Here is a 23,208-nt window from a genome sequence, read left to right as displayed (position 1 = left end):
CTCCTGTCAGTGAGCGGGGGCAGTGCGGATCTTCGCGACATCCGCCGCGCTCACGCGAGTGCGGCCATTGCCGAACCGGTCGCTCAGGTAGTTCACCAGGGTCACCACTTCGTCATCCTTGAGTTCGGTCTGGAACGCCGGCATGAAATAGTGCGTGGCGCCGTTGTTCACGCTCGCGCCGTGCATGACCACCTGCAGCAGGTTCGACGCGGTGGCGGTGCCGACCGCGCTGTTGGCGAACAGCGACGGGAAGAATCCGTCCGCGGTGCCGGCGCCCGTCATCCCGTGACAGCTCGCGCAATGATCGAGGTAGAGCGACGCGCCGGCCGGCGCCGAGCCTCCCGTCGCGGCCGCGGCGCGTACCGCGACGTAGTCGTCGGTCTTGCGTCCCTGCGCGGAACGCGGTGCGGTGTCGGCGCCCTTGGCCGCCGGCACGGTCGATAGATATGCGGCGATTGCGTTCAGATCGCGGTCGCTCATGCGGCTGAAGCTGTGTTCGACCGCTTCCGCCATCGGGCCGGCCGCCTGCGCCCTGCCCGGCACGTTGCCGGTGCGCAGGTACTGGACGATCTGCGCGGTCGTCCACGTGCCGATGCCCGCGTCGCGGTCGCGCGTGATGTTGAACGCCTGCCAGCCCGCGAGCGGCGCGCCGGCGAGATAGCCGACGCCGGTTTCGTCGTAGGCCAGCTCCTGCATCCCGATGCCGCGCGGCGTATGACAGGTGCCGCAGTGCGCGGCGCCCTGCACCAGGTAGGCGCCGCGATTCCACTCGGCGTCCCGCCCGGGCTTCGGCACATACGCGCCTTCGCGCAGATACAGCGCGTTCCAGATCTTCAGCGGCCAGCGCAGGGTCAGCGGCCACGGGAAATCCGGCCGGCGGTTCGGCTGGTGCACCGGTGCGACGCCGTGCATGAAATACGCGTACAGGTTCGCGATGTCGTCGTCGCTGAACTTCGTGTACGACGGATACGGCATCGCCGGATACAGGTTGCCGCCGTCGCGCCGAATCCCCTTGCGCAGCACGTTCGCGAAATCCTGCGCCGAGTAGTTGCCGATCCCGGTTTGCTTGTCCGGCGTGATGTTGGTCGAGTAGATGTCGCCCATCGGCAACGGCATCGCGAGACCGCCCGCGAACGGCTGCCCGCCCGGCGCCGTATGGCACGCGACGCAGTCCGCCGCGACGGCCAGCGCCTTGCCCGCGGCAACGCGATCCGCGGCCTGCACCGCCGCCGATGCGGGGGCCGTCGCGATGAGGAAAAGCGCGACAAGCGCGGAAAGGCCGGGTAAGCGCATGGAAATCGTCCGTGAGGAATCCGGTGAACAAGGCGGTTTCGGAGCGCCTCGCGATGCGGCCCTCTATCTTCCGGAGGAATCGCTCGCATGGCGTGGCCGCACTATATCATCTTCTGTATCGATACACTAAATCGATACAGAATCACCATTCGGATAATAATCGGCGGATGCCGGATCAGCGTCGCTGGATGTCGGAGGACGGTCGAACGCCGCGTGGGCGCGGCGGCAACTTGCGCGTCATGTCGCCAACGTGCGCGCGCAAGCCGTGGCCGCGGGAACAGGTGGCCGACCACGCGTGACGGCAACGCGGCCGAACCGCATTCCCGCCGGACGACCGCGTAACGGCCGCACCGGTCGCCCGACACACTGCCGCCGCTTGCGCCGCGCCCGTCAGGTCAAAGCCACGTCCCGCCTTGCCGCTCATTCGGCTCGTCGGCGAGCGCGTCGAAATCGTGAATCCAGTCCAGGTGATGCAGCACGCTGTCGCGCTCGCCGAGCCGCGCATTGCGTGCCTGCGCGGCCGGCCCGTCGGGCAGATGCAGCACGTCGGCCGCGGAAATCGATGCGTACTGCACCTTGCGCGTGCGGCCGCGCCGCAGCCGCTCGTAAGCCGCCTGCGCCTCGCGCCAGTTGCCGGGCCCCGCCTTCGCCAATTGCGCGGCCAGCACCATCGCGTCCTCGATCGACTGATTCGCGCCCTGCCCGTGATGCGGCACCAGCGCATGCGCGGCGTCGCCGATCAGCGTCACGCGCCCGCGGCTCCAGCAGCCGAGCGGCGGCCGGTGGAACAGCCCCCAACGCTGGCTGATCGGCACCGCGGTGATCATCTGCACCACCGCCGGATGCCAGTCCCCGAACAGTCGCAGTTGCTCGCCCTCCACCGCCGGCATGACCCAGTCGCGCGACGGCCACGGCGACGGATGACGCTCGACCAGCAGGAAGTTCTGGTCGCCGTCGTCACCGATCGGGTAGTGCAGTAGATGACCGTGCGGCCCGACCCAGAACTGAATGGTTTCGGGATCGGGCAGCAGGTCCATCCGCTCGACCGGCACCACGCCGCGAAAGCCCGAGCAACCCGAATACAGCACGTCGTCGTAGCCGAGCATCCAGCGCCGCGTGATCGAACGCGCGCCGTCCGCGCCGATCGCGAGATCGGCGTCGACACGTTCGCCGTTGGCGAAGGTCAGCGTGACGTGGTCCGGATGCTGCGCGAGATCGACGAGCCGATGGCCGAGGTGAATCTGCTCGATCCCGACCGCCTTCGACAGGATCGCCTGCAGGTCCGCGCGGTGCACGCCCCAGTACGAGCCGCCGAATTGCCGGCGATAGTCGGGCTCGCCGCGATGATGGCCGATCACTGCGCCGCTGCGTCCGTCGCGATAGACGAGGCCCGGGATCTCCGCGCACACCGCGTCGAAAGCCGGGCGCAGTCCCATCCGTTCGTAGAAACGCGTCGCGTTGGCTGACAGCGCGACGGCCGCTCCCACCTCGCGCAACACATCGGTTTGCTCGTATAGCTGCGCGTCGATGCCCTGCTCGCGCAATGCAAGCGCCAGCGTCAGGCCGCCGATTCCGGCGCCGACGATCGCGATCCTCAGTTTCGTCTGCATGATGAACGTGTCTCCGATATTCAAGTCATGAGGGGGCGAGGCCGCGGCGCGCGTGACCTGCCCGGCGCGCCTGTCGAATGCCGGCGCCGTATCGGTATTTTCAGCAGCGCCTCGTCATCCCACAATAAAATGCAGGGAATCTGCTTCATCACTGAACGGAATGACCGGAGGCCACGCCGAACCATGGAACTGAGCGAGATCGACCTCAATCTGTTACTGCTGTTTCAGCGGCTGATGCAGGAGCGGCGCGTGTCGAGCGTCGCCGAGCAGATGAACATGAGCCAGCCGGGCGTCAGCAACGCGCTCGCGAAGCTGCGCCGCCGGCTCGGCGATCCGCTGTTCGTGCGCGGCCCGGGCGGCGTGGTCCCGACACCGTTCGCGCTGCGCCTGGCCGAACCGGTCGCGCACGCGCTGTCGACGCTGCATGCCGCGCTCAATCCCGAGACCGGCTTCGATCCGCTCCGCGCGTCGCGCACGATGACGATCGGGATGACCGATATCGGCGAGGTCGTGTTCCTGCCCGCGCTGCTCGAACACCTGTCGCGCGCGGCGCCGGGCATCGCGCTCAATACGGTGCGCAACACGAGCGTCAACCTCAGCGACGAGATGGCCGACGGCCGCGTCGATCTCGCGATCGGGCTGTTGCCGCAACTTCAGGGCGGGTTCTATCAGCGCCGGCTGTTCGATCAGCGCTACGTGTGCCTGTTCCGGCGCGGACATCCGCTCGAAGACGCGCCGCTGACGGTCGACGCGTGGCGCGACGCCGAGCATCTGGTCGTGGTGTCGGCCGGCACCGGTCACGGGCAGGTGGACGAATGGCTGAAGCGGCGCCGCGTGAAACGCCGTGTGCGGCTGACGGTGCCGCATTTCATGAGCGTCGGCTACATCCTGCAGCGCACCGACCTGATCGCGACCGTGCCGGAACATCTTGCGCTGCAGCTCGCGGCGCCGTTTTCGCTGGGCTGGCGCGCGTTGCCGGTCACGCTGCCGGGCGCGCCGATTCATATGCTGTGGCATGCGCGCGTGAATCAGGACGAAGGCAACCGCTGGCTGCGGGAAGTCGTGGTCAGCCTGTTCGCGGAAGCCGGAACGCGCGGACGGAAGGCCGCGCCTGCGCGCAGGAAATAGTCGCGCGCGTCGCGAAATCCGGCGTGCGCGGTAGCATGTCGCTTCGACCGGCGCATGGCGAGCGCATCGCGCGCCCGCCGCCGCTTTCCTCACCCAATCCGCAGGGAATCAAGCCATGTCTGTCTCGAAGAAGATCGCCGCCGTCACGGGCGCCGGATCCGGCATCGGTCGCGCCACGGCAATCGCACTCGCGAACGCCGGATATACCGTCGCTCTGCTCGGACGCAAGGAAGCCTCGCTGCGTGAGACGAAAGAAGCGATCGTCGCCGCCCACGGCGACGCGCATGTTTTTCCGGCCGACGTCACCGACGAAGCATCGGTCGAACACGCGTTCGCGCAAATCGCGCAGCAGTTCGGGCGGCTGGACGTCCTCTTCAACAATGCCGGCCGCAATGCACCGGCCGTCCCGCTCGACGAATACGATTTCGGCGTATGGAACGACGTCGTCGCGACGAACCTGACGGGCGTCTTTCTGTGCGCGCGGGCCGCGTGGCGCGTGATGAAGGCGCAAACGCCGCAGGGTGGCCGGATCATCAACAACGGCTCGATCTCCGCCTATACGCCGCGCCCGAACACGATCGCGTACACGGCCACCAAGCATGCGGTGGCCGGCATCACCAAGTCGCTCGCGCTCGACGGCCGTGCGTACAACATCGCGTGCGGTCAGATCGACATCGGCAACGCGGCGACGTCGCTGACGGATCGCATGACGGAAGGCGTGCCGCAGGCCGATGGACGCGTGGCGCCCGAGGCGCGGATGGACGTCGCGCATGTCGCGAATGCGGTCGTTCAGATGGCGAACCTTCCGCTGGACACGAACATCCTGAACATGACGATCATGGCGACCACGATGCCGTTCGTGGGGCGCGGGTAACACGCGCCCCGCGCGTTTCAACGGTCGTGATAAATCGCGAGCCAGACGCTCGGCTCGTCGGGATGCGTCCACGCGACGCGATGCCGGCAATGCGGTTCGATCAGCACGTAGTCGCCGGGACGCATGTCGTGCAGCGTCGCGTCCGCTTCGAACTCCAGCACCGCGGCGCCCGACAGCAGCACCACCCATTCGGCGCGCGAATCGTCATACCAGAACCCGTCGGGGCTCGTATGCCCCATCGATACGATCCGCTCGACGTTCAGGCGCGCGCCGGCGACGAGCACATCGACCCGCTCGTCGTCGCCGCGCGTTCCTTCGACACTGAACAGATTGCCGGTTTGAAGTTGCATGGTTCGACCTCGGGTCGGCCTTCGGCGGAAGGCGAATGACGCCCACTGTAGCGCGAAGGCCGGCATCGCGGCGAACTTGTTTGACGGGCGCCGGCAACGCCTGGTGTACGTCATGAAGTCTTGCGGCCGCATGTCGTGACGCGTGTCATGCCGGCGGATGAAAGGCGACGACCTTGTTCCGGCCGGTCGCTTTCGCGTAATACAACGCCTCGTCGGCGGCCTTGATCACGGCGTCGGCCTCGGCATCGTGCTCGGGTGTCCAGCTCGCCAGGCCGATACTGGCCGTGACGTGCCCGTGTTCGCTGCCGGCGTGTTCGAGCGGCAGCCCGTCGATCGCCGCGCGAATCCGCTCGGCAATCTGGGCGGCGCCCGGCTCGGACGTATCGGGGAGCAGCACGACGAATTCCTCTCCGCCGTAGCGGGCCGCGGTATCGGCCGGCCGTCGGATGTTGTCGCCGATGCAGCGTGCGACCGCGGCCAGCGCGTCGTCGCCCGCCTGATGGCCGTAGGTATCGTTATAGGCCTTGAAGCGATCGACATCGACGAACAGCAACGAGAAAACCGATCGTGCCCGCCGCGCGCGACGCCATTCGCGATCCAGCACTTCCGCGAAGCTGCGGCGATTGTTCAGGCCGGTGAGACCGTCGGTGCGGGCCAGCAGCACGAGTTCCGACTCGGCGCGCATCCGGTGCCGCAGTTGCGTGCCGAGCATGAAGGACACCGCGATGAACGCGGCGCCGAAGGTCGCCACCAGCGCGCCGATCGTCACGGCCCGGTGCCGCCATGCCGCATAGATATCCTGCTCCGCTTCCGCGACCATGATGATCAGCGGCAGCTTCGGCAAGTGCCTGAAGTAGTAGAGACGACGCACGCCGTCGAGCACCGAGGTTTCGGAGAACACGCCCTCGCGCGCGGCCTGGAACCGCTTGAACGTCGCGGCCTGGCTGATGTTGCGACCGATGGTGCGGACGTCGTACGGCTGACGCATCACCATCACGCCGTCGTTGCCGATCAACGAGATCGATCCATGTTGTCCGAGCGACAGGCCGGCAAACAGGTGATGGAAATACTCGAGGTTGACCGCGATGAGCACGATGCCGGCAAACGAGCCGTCGGGGTTCGAGATCCGCCGCGTGAGCCCGATGCTGGGCGAACCACCCCGCAGGCGGGAGATGAACGGGTCGCTGACATAGAGCCCGGCATCCGGATTGTCGCGGTGGACGGTGAAGTACTTGCGATCGGCGAAATTGCCGTGGCGCGGAACGTCGTTGGCCGAATCGAGGACGATGTTGCCGCCGGCGTCGAGCACCAGCATCGAGCCGAGAAACTGTGCCGTCATCGCGTTATCGAACAGCACCGCGCGCCGCAGGCCCGCAGGCGCCGCCATCACGTCGTGACGTTGAAGCCCGGCGATGACCGCCTGCAGCGACAGGTCGTAGAGTTCGAAATTGCGTTCGATGTCGCGCTCGGCGATCAGTCCCAGATTGCGGGAAGTTTCGCTCGCCCGCTCGAGCGCGTCGTTGCGGCTCTGGAACAATTGCAGCACGCACAGACCCATGAGCGCGCAGGCGATCACGATACCGATCACGACGATCGTCTGGGGAGCCGCCGACCTGAAATGCATGTGTCTCCTCGATGATCACGCTCGTGCGCGGCGCACGACGCGATTACCTCATACTAAATAACGCGCGGTGCCATATCAAGCGGGGATGCACCGGTCACGGCGCGCCAGAGGCATGCGATGGCGGGTGTTGCCCAGCCGGCCCTCACACGTCCGGGTCCGGAATCCTCGCCGACTGGATCACGACCAGCGTATCGCCCGCCTCGATCCGGCACGGCGGATCCTCGTAGAACGAATGGATCTTCCCGCAGCGATCGAGCCCGACGACGATCGCGCCCGGCACGACGTTCGTCATGCAGCCGATCTCGTGCGGCAATGCCTCGCGCTCCAGCAGCGTCGCCCGCCCGCGCGTCGACAGCATGTCGTTCACGAACGGCACGATGTAGCGGCTATGCACCGCGTCCGCGAGCAGCAGCGCGCCGATCTTCGTCGACGACACGATGACGTCCGCGCCCGCCTGGCGCAGTTGCCGCTGATACAGGTTCTCCTGGATCCGCACGACGATCTTCGTCTCCGGCGCGATGCTGCGCACCGACAGCGTCAGCAGGATCGCGGTCGGGTCGTCGGTCACCGAGATGATCACGGCCTTCGCCGCGCGCACCTGCGCCTGCTGCAGCAGATCCTCGTGCGCGGGATCGCCGAGCAGCCCGGTCACGCCGAGCGACGTCGCGGCCTCGAGCGCCTGTTGCTGCGCATCGATCACGATGATCGTCGACGGATCGACGCCGCTTTCGAGCAGCTCGCGCACGGCGATCGACCCTGACAGGCCGTAGCCACATACGACGATGTGATCGGACAGTTGCTTCTGCAGGCGTTTCATGCGGAATTCCTCGATGACGCGCTGGATCACGAACTGATAGGCCGTGCCCAGAAAGATGAACCAGATGCCGATGCGGATCGGCACGATGAAGAACGCGTCGATCAGACGCGCGCGCGCGGTGACCGGCACGATGTCGCCGTAGCCGACCGTCGCGACCGTGACCATCGTGAAATACACGAGGTCCGCGACGTTCATCGGCGTGCTCTTGGTCGAATCGCGCAGGCCGTCGCGATCGAGATACAGCACGAGAAACGCGAGCATGCACAGCACCACGACCGCGCCGAGACGAAACAGCAACGTACGCCGCGGCGACGTCGCCGGACGCGTGAACAGCGTGCGCGCACGCGGCGCCCGCCATGGGTCGCGCGCGCGACGCAGGCGTGAGCGCAGCGAGCGGCGCTTGTCGGTGGGCGTTGCCAACGGGAAATCTCCTGAAGATTGCGGGCTCGATTCTACGACGGGAACACGCGGGCGCGTCCGCTACAGCATGCTGCGCGGCCGGACCATCGTCCCGTCGGCAAAACGCCGTGCACGGAACGCCGACAGGTCGAGCGACGGCTCGCCCGCATCGACCCATTCGGCCAGCAGCCGCCCGACGATCGGCCCCATCGCGAAGCCGTGCCCGCAGAAGCCGGTCGCGATCGCGAGCCCGGACGGCGTGCCGGGCGCGTCGATCACCGGAATCCCGTCGGGCAGCACGTCGATCAGGCCGGCCCAGGCCTCGACGATCTGCGCATCCTTCAGCGCGGGAAAGATCGTCTTCAACTTCGCGAGCGCGCGCGGCGCATGCGCGCGATTCGGCTGCGGCTGCGGATCGCGCGGGTCGATCGGGCCGCCGCCACCGCCGATGCGCGCGCAGGCATCGCGCCACGCCGCCGCATTCAGATGCAGCCGGAACTTCTCGCGCTGCGACCAGAACTCCGGCCAGAACAGGCTCAAGCCGCGCAGATGGCCGAGCGTCAGGTCGACGTCGACCTGCATGTCGTCGGCAAGGTTGATCGTGCCGTTCCTGCGTTGCCGAATGCCGAGGCCGTGGCCCCAGATCGTCGATGCGGACACGTCGGGCAGCACGTTGGTGCGCATGCAGGTGCCGCGCACGGCCTGTTGCGGCAGCCGGATGCCGACGCCGTCGAGCAGCCGGAAGCTGGTCGCGCCGGCCGCGCAGATCACGCGCCGGGTGCGAATCGTGCCGCGCTCGGTCACGACGCCGACGACCGCGCCGCCGGCCGTCTCGATCGCCGTCACGCCGCAGCCTTCGAAGAAACGCGCGCCGGCTTCGGTCGCGCGCGCCGCGAATGCGGCGGCCACGCGGCGCGGCTCGGCCTGCCCGTCGGTCGCCGTATACAGCCCGCCGAGCGTGCGCGCCTGCGTCGCCAGGCCGGTCACGCGCGCGTCGATTTCCGCGCGTGTCAGCGTGCGCGTGTCGAGCCCGTGTTCGCGTGCGACGGCGAGCCATGCCTGGAACGATGTCCAGTCGTCTTCGTTGTCCGCCATATAGAGGCAACCGCCCTGGCGCCATTCGAGATCGAAGCCGAGCGCCTGCTCGAGCCCCTCCCAGATCCGCATGCCGGCCATCATCAGCGGCACTTCGGCGGACTCGCGGCCCTGCTGCCGCACGAAGCCCCAGGCACGCGTCGATTGCTGGCCGGCGATGCGCGACTTGTCGAGCACGACGGCCTTCAGGCCGCGCAGGCCGAGGTAATAGGCGGCCGCGCAGCCCATGATGCCGGCGCCGGCGATCACGATGTCGGCTTCGGCCGGAAACGCCGTGTCGGCGTGCGTCAATGCGTCATGCAGCGGATAGGTTGTCGTCATTGTTCTCTGTTGGCGTCGATACGTCGGGCGCATCCATCGACGTTCGCGATGGCGTGCACCGGATCAGGCGGTCGGGTTCCGGGCAAGGCCGGCGAATGTGCGGGACGCTCGATGAACGGTCCGGCATCGGCCCTGCCGCCGGTCGGTTTTGCTCATCGGCCGTCCCCATTTTTTCGCCTTGACGGCGCTATGTTACCGCGCGATAAACTGTACATCCATACAGTATCGCTGCAGTAAAAATGATCCTCCCCCCATTCGATCCCCCGAAGCTGAACGACCTCACCGAATGGTGGACGAAGTGCACCTACGCCGACGTACAGCGCCTGATACTCGAAGTGCAGCACCTTCGCCTGACGCTGTGGGAACTGAAAGCGCACGTCGCGGATGCGTCGCGCCGGATCCGCGTGCTCGATCCGGCCATGCTCGCGCATGGCTCCGCGCTGCGGCGGCTCGGCTATCTGCTCGACAAGGAGATCGAACGCGCGAATCCGATCGGCCGCACGCGCGACGTGTATGCGCCGTTTTCGGATGAGTGGCGCGCCCGCGAAGCGCTGCGCTGTGCATTGCGTGCACGGCCGGAGCCCGCGGAAGCCGGCACGCTCCCGCGCGCGATTCCGGAATTTCAGCGCGTCACCTGGGCGGAGCTTCGCGATCGCTGGCGTCACCTGAGCGACAAGCAATCGACCCGCCAGAACATCGAGCAGCGCATGGTGCTCGAGATCGCGCGCCAGCGATCCGTGGTCCTCGCGCGCGCGAGGAAACTCGTCGATGCCGCGATAGCCGAAGCGGCGGCGGAAGGCAAACAGCTGTTCGCGCTCGATCAACTCAAGCGGCTGCTGTCGGTCGAGCGGGAGGATGGCGAACCGTTCACGTACATGCCGGCGTAGGTCGACTGCATGCGGCCGCCATCGATCGATGGCCGCGCCGGCGCGTGCGTCGATTCATCGGTTCGCACTTCTCAACAGATGGAACATGGGGGAGCGCCGTGCAATCAACGATCCTGCGGTGCTTCGCCGATGCCATCCACGCCGCGAATTCGGAACGTCCGTCGTGTTTTTCGCCGTGAATGAGCGTGCCGGCGCTGCACGGGCGAACGACGCGCTACGCGTAGCGGCTCAGCCACTCCTCGGAGAACTTCTTCGCATAGGCGACGGCATCCGCTTCGGTATCGAATTCGCCCAGCTTGCGGAATGCCGCCTCGCGGCTGAAACCCAGCTTCGTGACCTCGACCTGGGCGGCGTACTTGCCGTCCTCCGTCACGCGCGGTTCGCAGTTCATCTCGTACCCGCGCATCACAAATTTCTTCTGCATCGCTTCAACACTATTTTGAGACGGCGAAATCGTAGCATGGGCCCGCGCCGCATTCACCCCCCGCTCCCGAAACGGGGCAGCATCGGTTTCATTAGAGTAAACCGTCAAACGATCCGCGTATAAGATGCGCTGCGTCTAGCCCGACGCACGACGTCCTGTAAAAATTTGTCGCGCTCAGGATGGCCCGATGCCGCGATTCCAATCACGAACGTGCCCTGCTCTGGTGCATTTCGTTGGCAGCGCGATGCGATTCCGTACTGCCGGACGAGGAATCCTGTCCCGGCCCCTCGCGATCCGCGCCTGAAGGTTGCGAACGAGCCAGCAGCGCATGGCACACGCCGCCGGATCGCGCGTAACGTCGTGACACACCTTTCACAGAAACGCACCTTTTGCGCCATGGAATGGCAGTCGTTTTGCGGTAAAGTTATCTTTTCCGCGCGTGGCCGGTCGGCTCGCCCCCTGGACGTCGTCAAGACTGTCCGCCGAGACTGCCGCAAGGCGTCGTTCTGAACGTCACGATCCGTTCCCGTAGCATGACCACTGAAGCAATCACCACGGATTCCCTCGCGGTTGCCGAGCGCGTGCGCGAGTTGATGACTCGCAACGGCATCGGCAAGCGCCAGCAAACCACCGAGCTGTGCCGCATCCTCGACCTGAGCTTTTCGCAAGGTCACCGCAAACTGCGCGGCAGCAGCCCCTGGACGCTCGCGCAGATCAAGAAAGTCGCCGAAGCGTACGGCGAGCCCGCCGCTCAACTGTTCGGCGCGCAGACGCTCGACCCCGGCATGGTCGGCGCCTATTCGCAGGAAGCCGTCCTGTACGCCGGTGTCGCCGAAATTCCGTGCACCGCCTGGATCGGCGCGCCGCTCGAAGCCGGCGCGCGCCCCGAGTTCGTCGCGTACGAACAGAACGGCCGCTGGCGCGTGCTGCGCCACACGGGCGTGCTGTACCAGAACGCGTACGACGTGCACAAGATCGAGATCTATCCGCGCCGCGCGGAGAGCGACAAGCTCGTCGTCGCGGTGATCGATCCCGATCGCGTCAGCGCGACCGAGCTGTGCCGCTATCTCGAGCGGCAAGGTTTCGCGACGGCCGCGTTCGACGGCCTCGCGCCGTTCGTCGACGCGCTGCAGGGCCAGGCGTTCGATGCGGTCGTCACCGAATGGCTGTTCGACGACAGCACGGCCGCCACCGCGATCAAGGCGGTGCGCACGTCCGACAATCCGGGCGCGCCCATCTTCGTGCTGACGGGCGACCTGCTCACGGGCCGCGCGAGCGAAGCGGACATCAGCGAAGTGATCCGCGCATTCGACGTCGTCTGCTACGAAAAACCCGCACGCATGGCGATCCTCAGCGCCGATCTCGCGAAGCGGCTCGCACGCGGGTAATTCCCGCACGCACGCCCCCTCTTTCGCATGGCCGGCGCCCGCGCGGCGCGGCGGCCGTGAACAGGTTCCTCAGTACAATAGCCGGACCCTGTTCACGACCTGCCTCAGCCGCCCGACCTCATGGCCCGCCTCATTCCCGACGACTGGAAAAGCCTCGCCGCCACCGGTGCGGCCGAACGCGAGCGCGAGACGCTTGCCGCCCTCGAACACGCGCTGCCGGACAGCTACACCGTCTATCACGGCGTGCACTGGACGCGTGCCGACCAGGGCTTCTCGGTGTTCGGCGAAGCGGCGTTCGTCGTCGTGAGCCCTGCCGGCCGCGTGCTGCTGATCGAGCAGAAGGCCGGCTTCCTGCGCGAAACGCCGAAGGGGCTCGTGAAGGTCTACCTGCAGAAGGAGCGCAACGTCCCGATCCAGCTTGCGCGCACGCAGGAGACGCTGCACAGGCGCCTGACAGCCGCGCTCGGCGCGGGCGTCTATGGCGTCGAGGCGCTGCTGTACTGCCCCGACTACTCGATCCGCGAGACGGCGATCGCCGGCGTCGCGGCCGACCGCATCGTCGACGCATCGCGCAAGGCGCAGCTCGCGCAGGCGATCCTGCAGATCCTGCCCGAGCACGACGAACCGTTGCCGAACGCCGCGAAGCTGCATCATTTCCTCGCGGACGAGCTGGCGCTCACGCCCGACACGAGCGCGCTCGTCGGGCAGGCCGGCACGCTCGTCACGCGGCTGTCGGGCGGGCTCGCCGCATGGGCGCGCCAGCTCGAGTTCACGCCGTTCCGCTTGCGCGTGACGGGCACCGCGGGTTCGGGCAAGACGCAGCTCGCCGTGCAGGCGATGCGCGACGCGGTCGCGGCCGGCAAGCGCGTGCTTTACGTATGCTTCAACCGGCCGCTCGCCGACTACATCGCGCGCATCGCGCCGCCCGGCGCGACGATCGCGAACTACCATCAGCTGTGCGACTGGGTGGCCCGCGACGGCGGCTATACGCCCGACTTCGACGCGCCCGGCGCGTTCGAGCGGCTCGAGGCGCGCTTCGCGGAAGCGCCGGTGCCGGAACGCTGGCGCTTCGATGTGCTGATCGTCGACGAGGGACAGGATTTCCACGCGCCGTGGGCGGCGGCGCTGGAGCGCCTGCTGGCGCCGAACGGCGCATGGTGGTGGCTGGAAGATCCGCTGCAGAACCTTTATCTGCGCGAGCCCGTCGCGCTGCCCGGCTGGGTCACGCTGAAGGCGCTGACGAATTACCGCAGCCCGCGCGACCTGCTCGAATTCGTGCGCGACGTGGTCGGCCGCGTCGAGCCGCTCGCGGCCGAACTGCGCTCGGGCAGCCCGTTCGACGGTTCCGATCCGTCGGTGTCGTCATACGGGGAAGACGGCGCGGCAGGCGACGCCCTCGCCGACGCGTGCATCGACGCGACCAAGCGCGCGATCACGCACGCGCTGTCGCTCGGCTTCCGCAAGCAGGACATCGCGGTGCTGTCGTATCGCGGCCGCGAAAGCTCGGTGCTCGCGCGGCTCGACCAACTCGGCCCGCATCGGGTCAAGCGCTTCACGGGCAAGTACGACCTGTTCGGCAACCCTGAATATCGCGAAGGCGACGTGCTGCTCGATTCGATCTATCGCTTCAAGGGGCAGTCCGCGCCGTGCGTGATCCTCACCGAGATCGACTTCGACACGCTCGATGCGCGCGCGGCCCGCAAGCTGTTCGTCGGCGCGACGCGCGCGACGATGAAGTTGCTGCTCGTCGCGTCGGCGCGCTCGGCCGCGCAGCTCACAAGCAGCTGACGCGGCGGTCGGCGGGCGGCGGGGGCGCGTGGAACCAACGCCCCGCCAGCGCGTCACGCGACGCGGAACGCCCCCACCGCCCGGCGCAAACCGTCGGCCTGCTCCTCGAGCGAAGCGGCGGCGGCCGCCGCCTGCTCGACCAGCGCCGCGTTCTGCTGCGACACCTGATCCATCTGCGACACCGCGCGATTCACCTGCTCGATCCCGTCGCGCTGCTCGTTCGACGCGGCCGCGATCTCGGTCATGATGCCCGTCACGCGGCCGATCGCCTGCTGGATGTCCTGCATCGTCGCGCCGGCCACGCCGACCAGCCGCGACCCCGTCGCGACACGCTCGACCGACTCGCCGATCAGCGTGCGGATCTCCTTCGCGGCCGACGCCGAGCGCTGCGCGAGCGTGCGCACCTCGCCCGCCACCACGGCGAAGCCGCGGCCCTGCTCGCCCGCGCGCGCGGCTTCGACCGCCGCATTCAGCGCAAGGATGTTGGTCTGGAACGCGATGCCCTCGATCGTGCCGATGATGTCGGCCACCTTCTGCGAGCTCTGGTCGATCTCGTTCATCGTGCCGATCACTTCGCCGACGACCGTCGCGCCGCGCGTCGCGATCTCGCTCGCGTTGTCCGCGCATGCCTGCGCCTCGACCGCGTGATCGGCGTTCTGCTTCACGGTCGCCGTCAGCTGTTCCATGCTCGCGGCCGTCTCCTGCAGCGCGGACGCCTGCTCCTCGGTGCGCTGCGACAGGTCGGTGTTACCGGCCGCGATCTGGTGCGTCGCGGTCGAGATCGCTTCGGAGCCCTGGGTGACCTGACGCACCGTATCGGCGAGGCTGCGCTGCATGCCCGTCACGCCCTTGACCAGCTCGGCCATCTCGTCGCGCGACGACCAGCGCACTTCCGACGTCAGGTCGCCGTCCGACAGGCGGCGGAAATGCGACAGCAGACGGTTCACCGGTTGCGTGATCGCGAAATGCAGGCCGATCGCGCAGCCGAGGCACGCGGCCAGACCGAACGCAATGCCGGCGATCGCGCCCGCGCGCATCCAGCCGTAATAGGTCTGCGCGGTGTCGTAGACGTCCTTGCCGCGCGCGGCCTGGTACGCGTCGAGCGCATCGGTCGCCTGCGTGAGCGCGACCGACAGCGGCGGCGCGACCGTCATCAGCAGCCGGTCGGCATCATCGCGATGGCCCGCGCGGATCGCGTCGATCATCGGCTTCAACGCCTGTCCGATCAGCGCCTGGCGCGCGGTGTCGAGCCGCGTCGCGAGCGGGCCTTCGTCGCCGTCGTGCGGCATCGTCGCGTAGGTGCGCCACGCGGCATCGGCCTTCGCGAGATAGTTCTCGGCCTTGCTGACGAGATCGGGCACTTCGGGCGCCTCGGGATGCAGCAGCGCGCGGTCGAGCGTGGTGCGCACGATCGTGAGGTTCAGGTTCGCGGCGGACAGCGCGGTCTTCGCGGCCAGCTCGCGCGTATAGGCTTCATCGAGCGCGCGGTTCGAGCGCTGCATGCCGGTCAGGCCGATCAGGCCCGATACGACGAGCAGCGCGGCGACGAGGCCGAGCGTGGAAAAAATCCGCGTACGGATCGAGAAGCGGGAAAACAGGGCGTTCAGGTTCATGACGGGACGTGAGCGGTAAAGAGTGCCGCGGCAATCGGTCCGCGGCACTCTGGATTACGGTTTGCCTGCAAAAAACTTGAGCCCTGCCTTTTGTCGGGCTGATCGCGATCAATTTTCCGGCCGGCAATCTTCTGTTACCGATGCAACAAATCAAGGCTCGGCAGAAATTGACCAGGCAATGACTTACCTCTATATTCCGGTCAATTCCCTGCCATGGCAGATATCTCAATGAGAACCGATACCCTCCTTGCCCCACCGGCCGCCGAAGCGGCCCGCCGCGACGCGCCGACCGGGCTGATCGTGGCCGCGCTGCTGCTCGTCATGCTGCTGTCCGCGCTCGACCAGACGATCGTGTCGACCGCGCTGCCGACCATCGTCGGCGAGCTCGGCGGCCTCGACCAGTTGTCGTGGGTCGTCACCGCGTACCTGCTGTCGTCGACGGTCGTGCTGCCGCTATACGGCAAGCTCGGCGACCTGTATGGCCGCAAGATCGTGCTGCAGGCCGCAATCGTGCTGTTTCTCGCCGGTTCCGCGCTGTGCGGCATGGCGCAGGACATGACGCAACTGATCGTGCTGCGCGCGCTGCAAGGGCTCGGCGGCGGCGGGCTGATGGTCGTCACGATGGCCGCGATCGGCGACCTCGTGCCGCCCGACCGCCGGGCGCGCTATCAGGGGATGTTCGGCGGCGTGTACGGCCTCGCGACCATCATCGGGCCGCTGCTCGGCGGCTTCCTGGTCGAACATCTGTCGTGGCGCTGGATCTTCACGATCAACCTGCCGCTCGGTTTCGTCGCGCTCGCGGTGATCGGCATCGCGTTCCGGCCGCACACCGCGCACGTGAAGCACCGGATCGACTACATGGGCGCCGCGTTCCTCGCGACGGCCCTCACCTGCGTGATCCTGTTCACGAGCGAAGGCGGCTCGCTGCTGCCGTGGTCGTCGCCGCAGCTGTGGATGACGCTGGTGCTCGGCATCGTCGCGGTCGGCGGCTTCATCTACGAGGAACGGCTCGCGGCCGAGCCGATCATGCCGCTCGAACTGTTCCGCCAGCGCACCTTCGTGCTGATGAGCCTGATCGGCTTCGTCGTCGGCATCGCGCTGTTCGGTTCGGTCACGTTCATTCCGCTCTATCTGCAGGTCGTGAAGGGCTCGACGCCGTCGCAGGCCGGCATGCAGCTGCTGCCGATGATGGGCGGGATGCTCGCGATGTCGGTCGCGAGCGGCCGGCTGATCTCGCGGCTCGGCACGTATCGGCCGTTCCCGATCGCGGGGACGCTGATCGGCGGCATCGCGATGGCGCTGTTGTCGACGCTGTCGCTCGACACGTCGCTGCACACGATGTACGCGTACATGGCGCTGCTCGGGATCGGGCTCGGCATGGTGATGCCGGTGCTCACGCTCGCGGTGCAAAACACCGTCGAATTCCGGCACATGGGGGTCGCGACGTCGGGCGCGACGCTGTTCCGCTCGATCGGCGGCTCACTCGGCGTCGCCGCATTCGGCGCGCTGTTCTCGCACGGGCTGCAGTCGCGGATCGCGCAGGCACTGCCGGCCGGCACGGAGCTGCCGCCCGCCCTCGGTCCGGCGGCCGTGCACCAGTTGCCGGATGCGGTGCGCGACGCGTACCTGTATGCGTTCGCCGGGTCGCTGCACGTGGTGTACCTCTCGGCCGCGGGCGTGATTGCGATCGCCTTCGTGCTCGCGTGGTTCGTCGAGAGCGCGCCGCTGCGCACGCATCACTGATCGGCGGGCACGCAGCGGCACCGTGGCTCCGCCGCCAGCCCGCCGGGACGACCATTCACGGACGCGCGGTCCGCCGTCACGGCACCAGCACCACCCCGCCCGTCGTCTGTCGCGATTCCAGCAAGCGATGCGCGTCGGCCGCCTGCTCGAGCGGCAGTCGCGCGCCGATCTCCACGTGCATCCCGCCCGCGAACCGTTCGAGCGTCGCGTGCGCCGCCTCGCGATACCCCGCCACGTCACGCGCGATGAAACCCAGCACGCTCGGCCGCGCCAGCGCGATCGAGCGGGCCGGGCCGAGTTCGTCGAGGTCGATCGTCTGCCGGGCGCCGATCGCGGCAACCTGCCCGATGCTCGCGACCATCCCGAACGGCCGAACCGCGCCGAGCGTACGCGTCAGCACGTCGCCGCCGATCCCGTCGATCGCATAGTCGACGCCCGCGCCGCCGCCGAACGCACGGGCCGCCGCGACGAAATCCGCCTCGCGATAGTCGACCACCACTTCCGCCCCACGCGCGCGCACCAGTGCCGCCTTCGCGGCCGAGCCGACCGTGCCGATCACCCGCGCGCCGAGCGCGCGCGCCCACTGCGTCGCCAGCAACCCGACGCCGCCGGCCGCCGCGTGCACGAGGACGGTGTCGCCGGCCGCCACTTGGCGCACGCGGTGCAGCAGCATGTAGACCGTGATGCCTTTCAGCAGCCCGGCCGCGACCGCGTCATCGCTCACGCCGTCGGGCACCGGCACCACACGCTCGGCAGGCAGCGTGCGCACGCTCGCGTAGCTGCCGGTCGGCAGCCCCGCATACGCGACGCGCTGGCCCGGCACCAGCCCCGTCACGCCGGGCCCGACCACATCGACCACACCGGCTGCCTCGACACCGAGCGCGTCCGGCAGGACCGGCAACGGATGCGCGCCGGTCCTGAAATAGATGTCGACGAAATTCACGCCGACGGCGGTCTGGCGAATCCGCACCTCGCCCGCGCCGGGCGGCACCACAGGCGCGTCGAAGTGGCGCAGCACGCCGGCGTCGCCGTAGCGGTCGACCCCGATCCGGGTGGCGGTGGCAGTTTGGGTCATGACGTTCCTCGCAATCGAATGATGTGACACGATCATCGCATCGTGCATAATCGATCGGAATTCCCGTTTCACGCCCATCTACTGTGCAAAATTCGACCGATCCGACGCCGGCGCCCGCGCTGCCGATGAGCTGGGACGACCTCCGCTATTTCCTGGCGGTAATGCGCGGCGGCAGCCTGTCGGCCGCCGCGCGGGCGCTGCAGGTCCAGCACTCGACGGTCGCCCGACGCATCGATGCGCTGGAGTCCGCGCTCGGCATCCGGCTGTTCGACCGGCTGCCGCGCGGCTGGCCGCCGACCGACGAAGGCCTGCACCTCGCCGAGCATGCCGCGCGCGTCGAAGCCGACGTGCATGCGTTCGCGCGCGCCGCGCAGGGGGCGGCGGCGCTCGACGGTGTCGTGCGCGTGTCGGCGTCGCCGGTGTTCGCGAGCCACTTCCTCGCGCCGCGGCTCGCCCGCGCGCAGCGCGCATGGCCCGCGCTGCGGATCGACCTGATGGGCGAGATGCACGCGGCCAATCTGTACGCGCGCGAAGCCGACCTCGCGGTGCGCCTGTCGCGGCCGAGCGAGCCGGGGCTGGCCGCGCGCCGGCTCGGCACGATGCGCTTCGCGCTGTGCGCATCGCCCGACTGGGCCGCCGCGCCGCCCGACACCTGGGCATTCCTCGGCTACGACGACGCACTCGCGCAAATGCCGCAGCAGCAATGGCTCGAACGCTTCGCGGCCGGGCGCCGCTTCGCGTTCATCGCCAACGACCTCGCCGCGCTGCATCGTGCGTGCGTGGCCGGCGCGGGCGTCGCGTTGCTGCCGCGCTTTCTCGTCGACACGTCGGCGACGGAGGCGGATGCGGACGCGGGCACGCCGGCTTTGGCCGATCCGTCGCTGTCGACTGCCGCCGCGCTCGTCGAGTTGACGTCCGCGCCCCGTTGCGATGTCGAGCGCGAGATCTGGCTCGTCGTGCACCCGGACGTGCGGCGCTCGCCGCGCGTGCAACGCGTCGCGGATGCCATCGCCGACGCGGTTCGCGACGCGGATGGCCATTTGTAGGCTCGGCTTTTCCCGACCGCGCGACGCGACCCATGCCTTTACGGCGCGGCCGCGCGGCGGGCATAGTAACGGTTTCGTCCGCCCGCTCCGCCATCATGCCCGCCGCCCCCGCCTGCGTCGTCCGCGACGCGACCGACACCGATCTTGCCGCCATTCACGCGATCTACGCACATCATGTGCGCCACAGCGTCGCGTCGTTCGAGGAGACGCCGCCCGACGTCGACGAACTGCGCGCGCGCCGCGACGCGGTGCTGCGTCACGGGCTGCCCTATCTCGTCGCGGAATGCGACGGCCGCATCGCCGGCTACGCGTATGCGACGCCGTATCGCACGCGCAGCGCGTACCGCCATACGATCGAGGATTCGATCTACATCGACGACGCGCAGCGCGGCCGCGGCATCGGCCGCGCGCTGCTCGCGGCGCTGATCGCACGGTGCGAGACCGGCCCGTGGCGGCAGATGATCGCGGTGATCGCCGACGGCGGCAGCGGCGGCTCGACGTCGCTGCACAGCGCATTCGGTTTCGAGCCCGCGGGCGTGCTGAAAGCGGTCGGGTTCAAGCACGGCCGCTGGATCGATACCGCGCTGATGCAGCGCGCGCTCGGCGACGGCGCACACACCCTTCCCGCCTCGCCCGAGCCTGTCGCGTCGCGCTAGAATGGCCGCATGCCAAAACAGACTCAAACCATGCCAGACGAGGCCGCACCGGATTCCCGCAACGAGTACACGGTCGACGAACTCGCGCGCGTGTCCGACACGACCGTGCGCAACGTCCGTGCATACCAGGATCGCGGACTGCTCGCGCCGCCCGAGAAGCGCGGGCGCGTCGGCATCTACGACGACACGCACGTCGCCCGCCTGAAGCTGATCAACCACCTGCTCGCGCGCGGCTACACGCTGTCGAACATCCAGGACCTGATCATGGCGATCGACGAAGGTCACGACCTGCGTTCGATCCTCGGCCTGGAAAACGCGATCGGCGGCCGCTGGTCGCACGAACTGCCGAAGACCTATTCGCTCGCGCAACTCGCGCAGATGTTCGGCCCGCAGACGGCGTCGCAACTGTCGCGCGTGACCGAACTCGGTCTGCTCGAACGACGCGGCCTGTCGTTCGTCGCGAAAAGCCCCGCGCTGCTCGAAGCAGCCGCCGCGATGACGAAGGAAGGCATCCCGCCGCGCGAGCTGCTCGACGTGATCAGCCTCGCGCGGCCGCATTTCGACGCGATCGCGCGGCTGCTCGTCGATCTCGTCGTGAAGCGGCTCGACCGCTACGACGCGGGCACGCTGCCGCCGGTCACCGACGTGCCCGCGCTCGTCGACGCGATCTGGCGCCTGCGCCCGCTCGCGGCCGTGTTCGTCGAAGGCGAGACGAACCGCGCGCTCGAGACCGCGGCAAGCGCCTATCTCGGCGGCCGCGTCGCGACGATCCTCGACAGGAAGCTCAGCGACGAAGCCGCGCGCCAGGCCGGCACGCCGGATCCGCAAGACGGCGGCGACAAAGCATAGGACCGCCGGCGTCATATTCATATCGGCAATGCTTCGTTTGCGGGCCCGACCGCCCATGCGACGATTCTTCCAACCGAGCGGCACGCGCCGCTCCCCGAAGACGTTTCGCATGGAGTCCGTTCGATGATTCGTTTCACCCGCTGGATCACCCGCGCCGCCGCGACGGCGCTCGTCGCCGCAGCAGCCACGTCGGCGTTCGCGCAGGGCGGCGCCGACAAGGTCGTGCGCATCGGTTATCAGAAGGCCGGCCTGCTGTCGGTCATCAAGGCGCAGGGGTCGCTCGAAGCGCGCCTCAAGCCGCTCGGCTACAACGTCCAGTGGTTCGAATTCCCGGCCGGCCCGCAACTGCTCGAGGCGCTGAACGCGAACAGCATCGACTTCGGCTATACGGGCGCGCCGCCGCCGGTGTTCGCGCAAGCGGCCGGCGTGCGCTTCGTGTACGTCGGCGCGGAACCGCCGTCACCGCACAACGAAGCCGTATTCGTGAAAGCCGATTCGCCGGTCCGCTCGCTCGCCGACCTGCGCGGCAAGAAGGTCGCGCTGCAGAAAGGCTCGAGCGCGAACTACCTGCTGCTCGAAGCGCTGAAAAAAGCCGGCGTGCGCTACGACGAAATCCGCCCCGTATACCTGCCGCCCGCCGACGCGCGCGCCGCGTTCGAGAGCGGCAACGTCGACGCGTGGGCCGTGTGGGACCCGTACTACGCGGCCGCGCAGAATTCGCTGAAGATCCGCACGCTGTCCGACTACACGGGCCTCACGCCCGCGAACAACTTCTACGAGGCGACGCGTGATTTCGCGGAGCAACATGCCGACGTGGTCGGCGCGATCCTGAAGCAGGCGCGTGAGACGGGGCTGTGGGTCAACGGGCACCCGGCCGAAACCGCCGCGCTGATCGCGCCGAAGGTCGGGCTGCCGCTGCCGCTCGTGGAAACGTGGCTCAAGCGTGTGCCGTTCGGTGCGGTGCCGGTCGACGAGAAGATCGTCGCGGTGCAGCAGGGGGTGGCCGATGCGTTCTACGCCGCGAAGCTGATTCCGCAGAAGCTGAGCGTCGCGGATAACGCGTGGACGGACAAGCGCGTGACAACTGCGCTGGCGGCGAAGTAACGCGCGGCGCGCGGCTCATTCGGAACAGGCCGATGGGTGCCATCTACTCCAGGAAACGCACATCGGAAGGGACGCACTCGGCCACACCAGGGTCGGAGTGTTTCTCTCCGCGTCGGCCATGCGTCGGGCCAGACTTCCTGACCTCAAACGGACTGCCAAATAACACAGTTACAAGTTATCCATTGACTCCGGAATCGCCAGAAGTTAGTGTGTACGCCGAAGTCCAAGAAGTCCGATTGCTGTCCATCAATTTCTCGCTCCCCCAGCGGTATTCGTTGTCCTCTCCCTCCTTGACGCTTCAAGCGCTCTTCAACAGAGCTGATCTTCGTATTGTTTTCTCAAGGAATTATCATGGATACCGGTATCGTCAAGTGGTTCAACGACAGCAAAGGCTTTGGCTTCATCACGCCGGACAAGGGCGGCGACGACCTTTTCGCTCACTTCTCCGAAATCCGAGCCGACGGCTTCAAGACGCTCGCTGAAAATCAAAAAGTAAGCTTCGAAACGAAGCAAGGCCCGAAGGGTCTGCAAGCGGCCAACATCACGCCGCTGTAAGTTTGAAGGGCCCGGCCTCCCGCGACGGATGCCGGGTCGCAGCGACACCCTCACGGAGCATCGTCTCCTAACGTTGGTGCGAACGCCCTTGGCTGCATCTGCTCGTTCAGCATGCTTGCCACGCGCCACATGCCTCGTTGCACTTCACTCTCCCCTCCGGCAGCAACGCCTTTTTTGCGCTTTCCGATTGCTTTAGATTCAGCTCGCAATGGCTTTGAATCGGTGCACATTTCGCACGGCACGGGCGCACTCGAACATCATTAAAATTAAAATGCAAACCAAACGAATTCAACAGTACAACGGCTATGCCGTCCAACCCTCGGCGCATCGCCTGCCCGACGGTAGCTTTTCATCCAACCTCCTGCTCGAACGCACGGATAGTTCGCACGGCGAAGGCCGCTACCAGTTCTATTCACTCGATTACTTCCCGAGCGAAAAACAGGCGCTGCAACACTCGGCACGCTGGGCACGCAACTGGGTCGACACGCGGGGTTAATGGCAACACCATGTAAGTCGGGAAGCACCCTCCACGGGACATGCGCGACACGCATTCCACCCACCGCCAGTGA

The 23,208-nt window shown here is 67.6% G+C and carries 21 protein-coding genes; 12 read left to right on the top strand and 9 right to left on the bottom strand.

Features of this window, described 5'->3' with window-relative positions:
- Window positions 1-6: 6 nt before the first annotated feature.
- Both WS45_RS04060 and WS45_RS04055 read right to left on the bottom strand, forming a co-directional pair.
- Window positions 7-1,293, bottom strand: a complete 1,287-nt coding sequence (locus tag WS45_RS04060) for a cytochrome c (RefSeq protein WP_059698345.1) — start codon at window positions 1,291-1,293, stop codon at window positions 7-9.
- 395 nt (window positions 1,294-1,688) lie between these two features.
- Complete coding sequence (locus WS45_RS04055) at window positions 1,689-2,903, bottom strand: FAD-dependent monooxygenase (protein WP_059698343.1); 1,215 nt, start codon at window positions 2,901-2,903, stop codon at window positions 1,689-1,691.
- Window positions 2,904-3,086: 183 nt separating this feature from the next.
- Between WS45_RS04055 and WS45_RS04050 the strand changes: the two genes are divergently transcribed.
- Both WS45_RS04050 and WS45_RS04045 read left to right on the top strand, forming a co-directional pair.
- Complete coding sequence (locus tag WS45_RS04050; RefSeq protein WP_059533971.1) at window positions 3,087-4,031, top strand: LysR family transcriptional regulator; 945 nt, start codon at window positions 3,087-3,089, stop codon at window positions 4,029-4,031.
- 115 nt (window positions 4,032-4,146) lie between these two features.
- Window positions 4,147-4,905 (top strand): SDR family oxidoreductase, encoded by a 759-nt coding sequence (locus WS45_RS04045; RefSeq protein ID WP_059698341.1) that lies wholly within the window; start codon window positions 4,147-4,149, stop codon window positions 4,903-4,905.
- Window positions 4,906-4,922: 17 nt separating this feature from the next.
- On the opposite strand, the gene WS45_RS04040 is transcribed toward WS45_RS04045, so the two are convergent.
- The 4 genes from WS45_RS04040 to WS45_RS04025 form a co-directional block, all read right to left on the bottom strand.
- Entirely contained in the window at window positions 4,923-5,255 is a 333-nt protein-coding gene (locus WS45_RS04040; protein WP_059533975.1) for a cupin domain-containing protein, read from the bottom strand.
- 145 nt (window positions 5,256-5,400) lie between these two features.
- Complete coding sequence (locus WS45_RS04035; protein WP_059698339.1) at window positions 5,401-6,879, bottom strand: sensor domain-containing diguanylate cyclase; 1,479 nt, start codon at window positions 6,877-6,879, stop codon at window positions 5,401-5,403.
- Window positions 6,880-7,021: 142 nt separating this feature from the next.
- The gene (locus WS45_RS04030; RefSeq protein ID WP_059533978.1) at window positions 7,022-8,116 is read right to left on the bottom strand and encodes a potassium channel family protein; all 1,095 of its coding nucleotides are present in this window, start codon (window positions 8,114-8,116) and stop codon (window positions 7,022-7,024) included.
- A gap of 60 nt (window positions 8,117-8,176) precedes the next feature.
- A complete protein-coding gene (locus WS45_RS04025; RefSeq protein WP_059698338.1) occupies window positions 8,177-9,511 on the bottom strand; it encodes an NAD(P)/FAD-dependent oxidoreductase in 1,335 nt (444 codons plus the stop codon).
- A gap of 239 nt (window positions 9,512-9,750) precedes the next feature.
- Here WS45_RS04025 and WS45_RS04020 point away from each other — a divergent pair, with 239 nt between their 5' ends.
- Window positions 9,751-10,398, top strand: coding sequence for a hypothetical protein (locus tag WS45_RS04020; RefSeq protein WP_059533981.1), 648 nt, complete (start codon window positions 9,751-9,753; stop codon window positions 10,396-10,398).
- A gap of 214 nt (window positions 10,399-10,612) precedes the next feature.
- Here WS45_RS04020 and WS45_RS04015 read toward each other — a convergent pair whose 3' ends face one another.
- A complete protein-coding gene (locus WS45_RS04015) occupies window positions 10,613-10,822 on the bottom strand; it encodes a hypothetical protein (RefSeq protein ID WP_059464641.1) in 210 nt (69 codons plus the stop codon).
- Between the two features lie 533 nt (window positions 10,823-11,355).
- Here WS45_RS04015 and WS45_RS04010 point away from each other — a divergent pair.
- Together WS45_RS04010 and WS45_RS04005 are read left to right on the top strand one after the other, a co-directional pair.
- Window positions 11,356-12,210, top strand: coding sequence for a helix-turn-helix domain-containing protein (locus WS45_RS04010; protein ID WP_059464640.1), 855 nt, complete (start codon window positions 11,356-11,358; stop codon window positions 12,208-12,210).
- 120 nt (window positions 12,211-12,330) lie between these two features.
- On the top strand, window positions 12,331-13,998 hold the full coding sequence (locus WS45_RS04005) for an ATP-binding domain-containing protein (protein ID WP_059698335.1): 1,668 nt from the start codon (window positions 12,331-12,333) through the stop codon (window positions 13,996-13,998).
- A gap of 53 nt (window positions 13,999-14,051) precedes the next feature.
- Here the strand turns inward: WS45_RS04005 and WS45_RS04000 are convergent, their stop codons facing one another.
- Window positions 14,052-15,611 (bottom strand): methyl-accepting chemotaxis protein, encoded by a 1,560-nt coding sequence (locus WS45_RS04000; protein ID WP_059533983.1) that lies wholly within the window; start codon window positions 15,609-15,611, stop codon window positions 14,052-14,054.
- 228 nt (window positions 15,612-15,839) lie between these two features.
- Between WS45_RS04000 and WS45_RS03995 the strand changes: the two genes are divergently transcribed.
- Entirely contained in the window at window positions 15,840-17,354 is a 1,515-nt protein-coding gene (locus WS45_RS03995) for an MDR family MFS transporter (protein WP_059698333.1), read from the top strand.
- A gap of 76 nt (window positions 17,355-17,430) precedes the next feature.
- On the opposite strand, the gene WS45_RS03990 is transcribed toward WS45_RS03995, so the two are convergent.
- Window positions 17,431-18,429: a quinone oxidoreductase family protein gene (locus WS45_RS03990; protein ID WP_059698456.1), complete on the bottom strand. Its 999-nt coding sequence runs from the start codon at window positions 18,427-18,429 to the stop codon at window positions 17,431-17,433.
- A 125-nt stretch (window positions 18,430-18,554) separates the two neighbouring features.
- On the opposite strand from WS45_RS03990, the gene WS45_RS03985 reads away from it, so the two are divergent.
- The 6 genes from WS45_RS03985 (at window position 18,555) to WS45_RS03960 (ending at window position 23,135) form a co-directional block, all read left to right on the top strand.
- Window positions 18,555-19,475, top strand: a complete 921-nt coding sequence (locus WS45_RS03985; RefSeq protein ID WP_059691895.1) for a LysR family transcriptional regulator — start codon at window positions 18,555-18,557, stop codon at window positions 19,473-19,475.
- Between the two features lie 95 nt (window positions 19,476-19,570).
- The gene (locus WS45_RS03980; protein ID WP_059533987.1) at window positions 19,571-20,131 is read left to right on the top strand and encodes a GNAT family N-acetyltransferase; all 561 of its coding nucleotides are present in this window, start codon (window positions 19,571-19,573) and stop codon (window positions 20,129-20,131) included.
- Between the two features lie 9 nt (window positions 20,132-20,140).
- Window positions 20,141-20,980 (top strand): MerR family transcriptional regulator, encoded by an 840-nt coding sequence (locus WS45_RS03975; protein ID WP_059533989.1) that lies wholly within the window; start codon window positions 20,141-20,143, stop codon window positions 20,978-20,980.
- Window positions 20,981-21,103: 123 nt separating this feature from the next.
- Window positions 21,104-22,084: a sulfonate ABC transporter substrate-binding protein gene (locus WS45_RS03970; RefSeq protein ID WP_059698331.1), complete on the top strand. Its 981-nt coding sequence runs from the start codon at window positions 21,104-21,106 to the stop codon at window positions 22,082-22,084.
- Between the two features lie 351 nt (window positions 22,085-22,435).
- Window positions 22,436-22,639 carry a cold-shock protein gene (locus WS45_RS03965; RefSeq protein WP_059691886.1) on the top strand — a complete coding sequence of 68 codons (204 nt, stop codon included), beginning with the start codon at window positions 22,436-22,438 and terminating at the stop codon, window positions 22,637-22,639.
- A 271-nt stretch (window positions 22,640-22,910) separates the two neighbouring features.
- Window positions 22,911-23,135, top strand: a complete 225-nt coding sequence (locus WS45_RS03960) for a hypothetical protein (protein ID WP_059533995.1) — start codon at window positions 22,911-22,913, stop codon at window positions 23,133-23,135.
- Window positions 23,136-23,208 lie beyond the last annotated feature (73 nt).

Source organism: Burkholderia sp. RF2-non_BP3, assembly GCF_001522185.1.
Taxonomy (GTDB): Bacteria; Pseudomonadota; Gammaproteobacteria; order Burkholderiales; family Burkholderiaceae; genus Burkholderia; species Burkholderia diffusa.
This window is presented reverse-complemented; position numbering and strand designations above follow the sequence as displayed.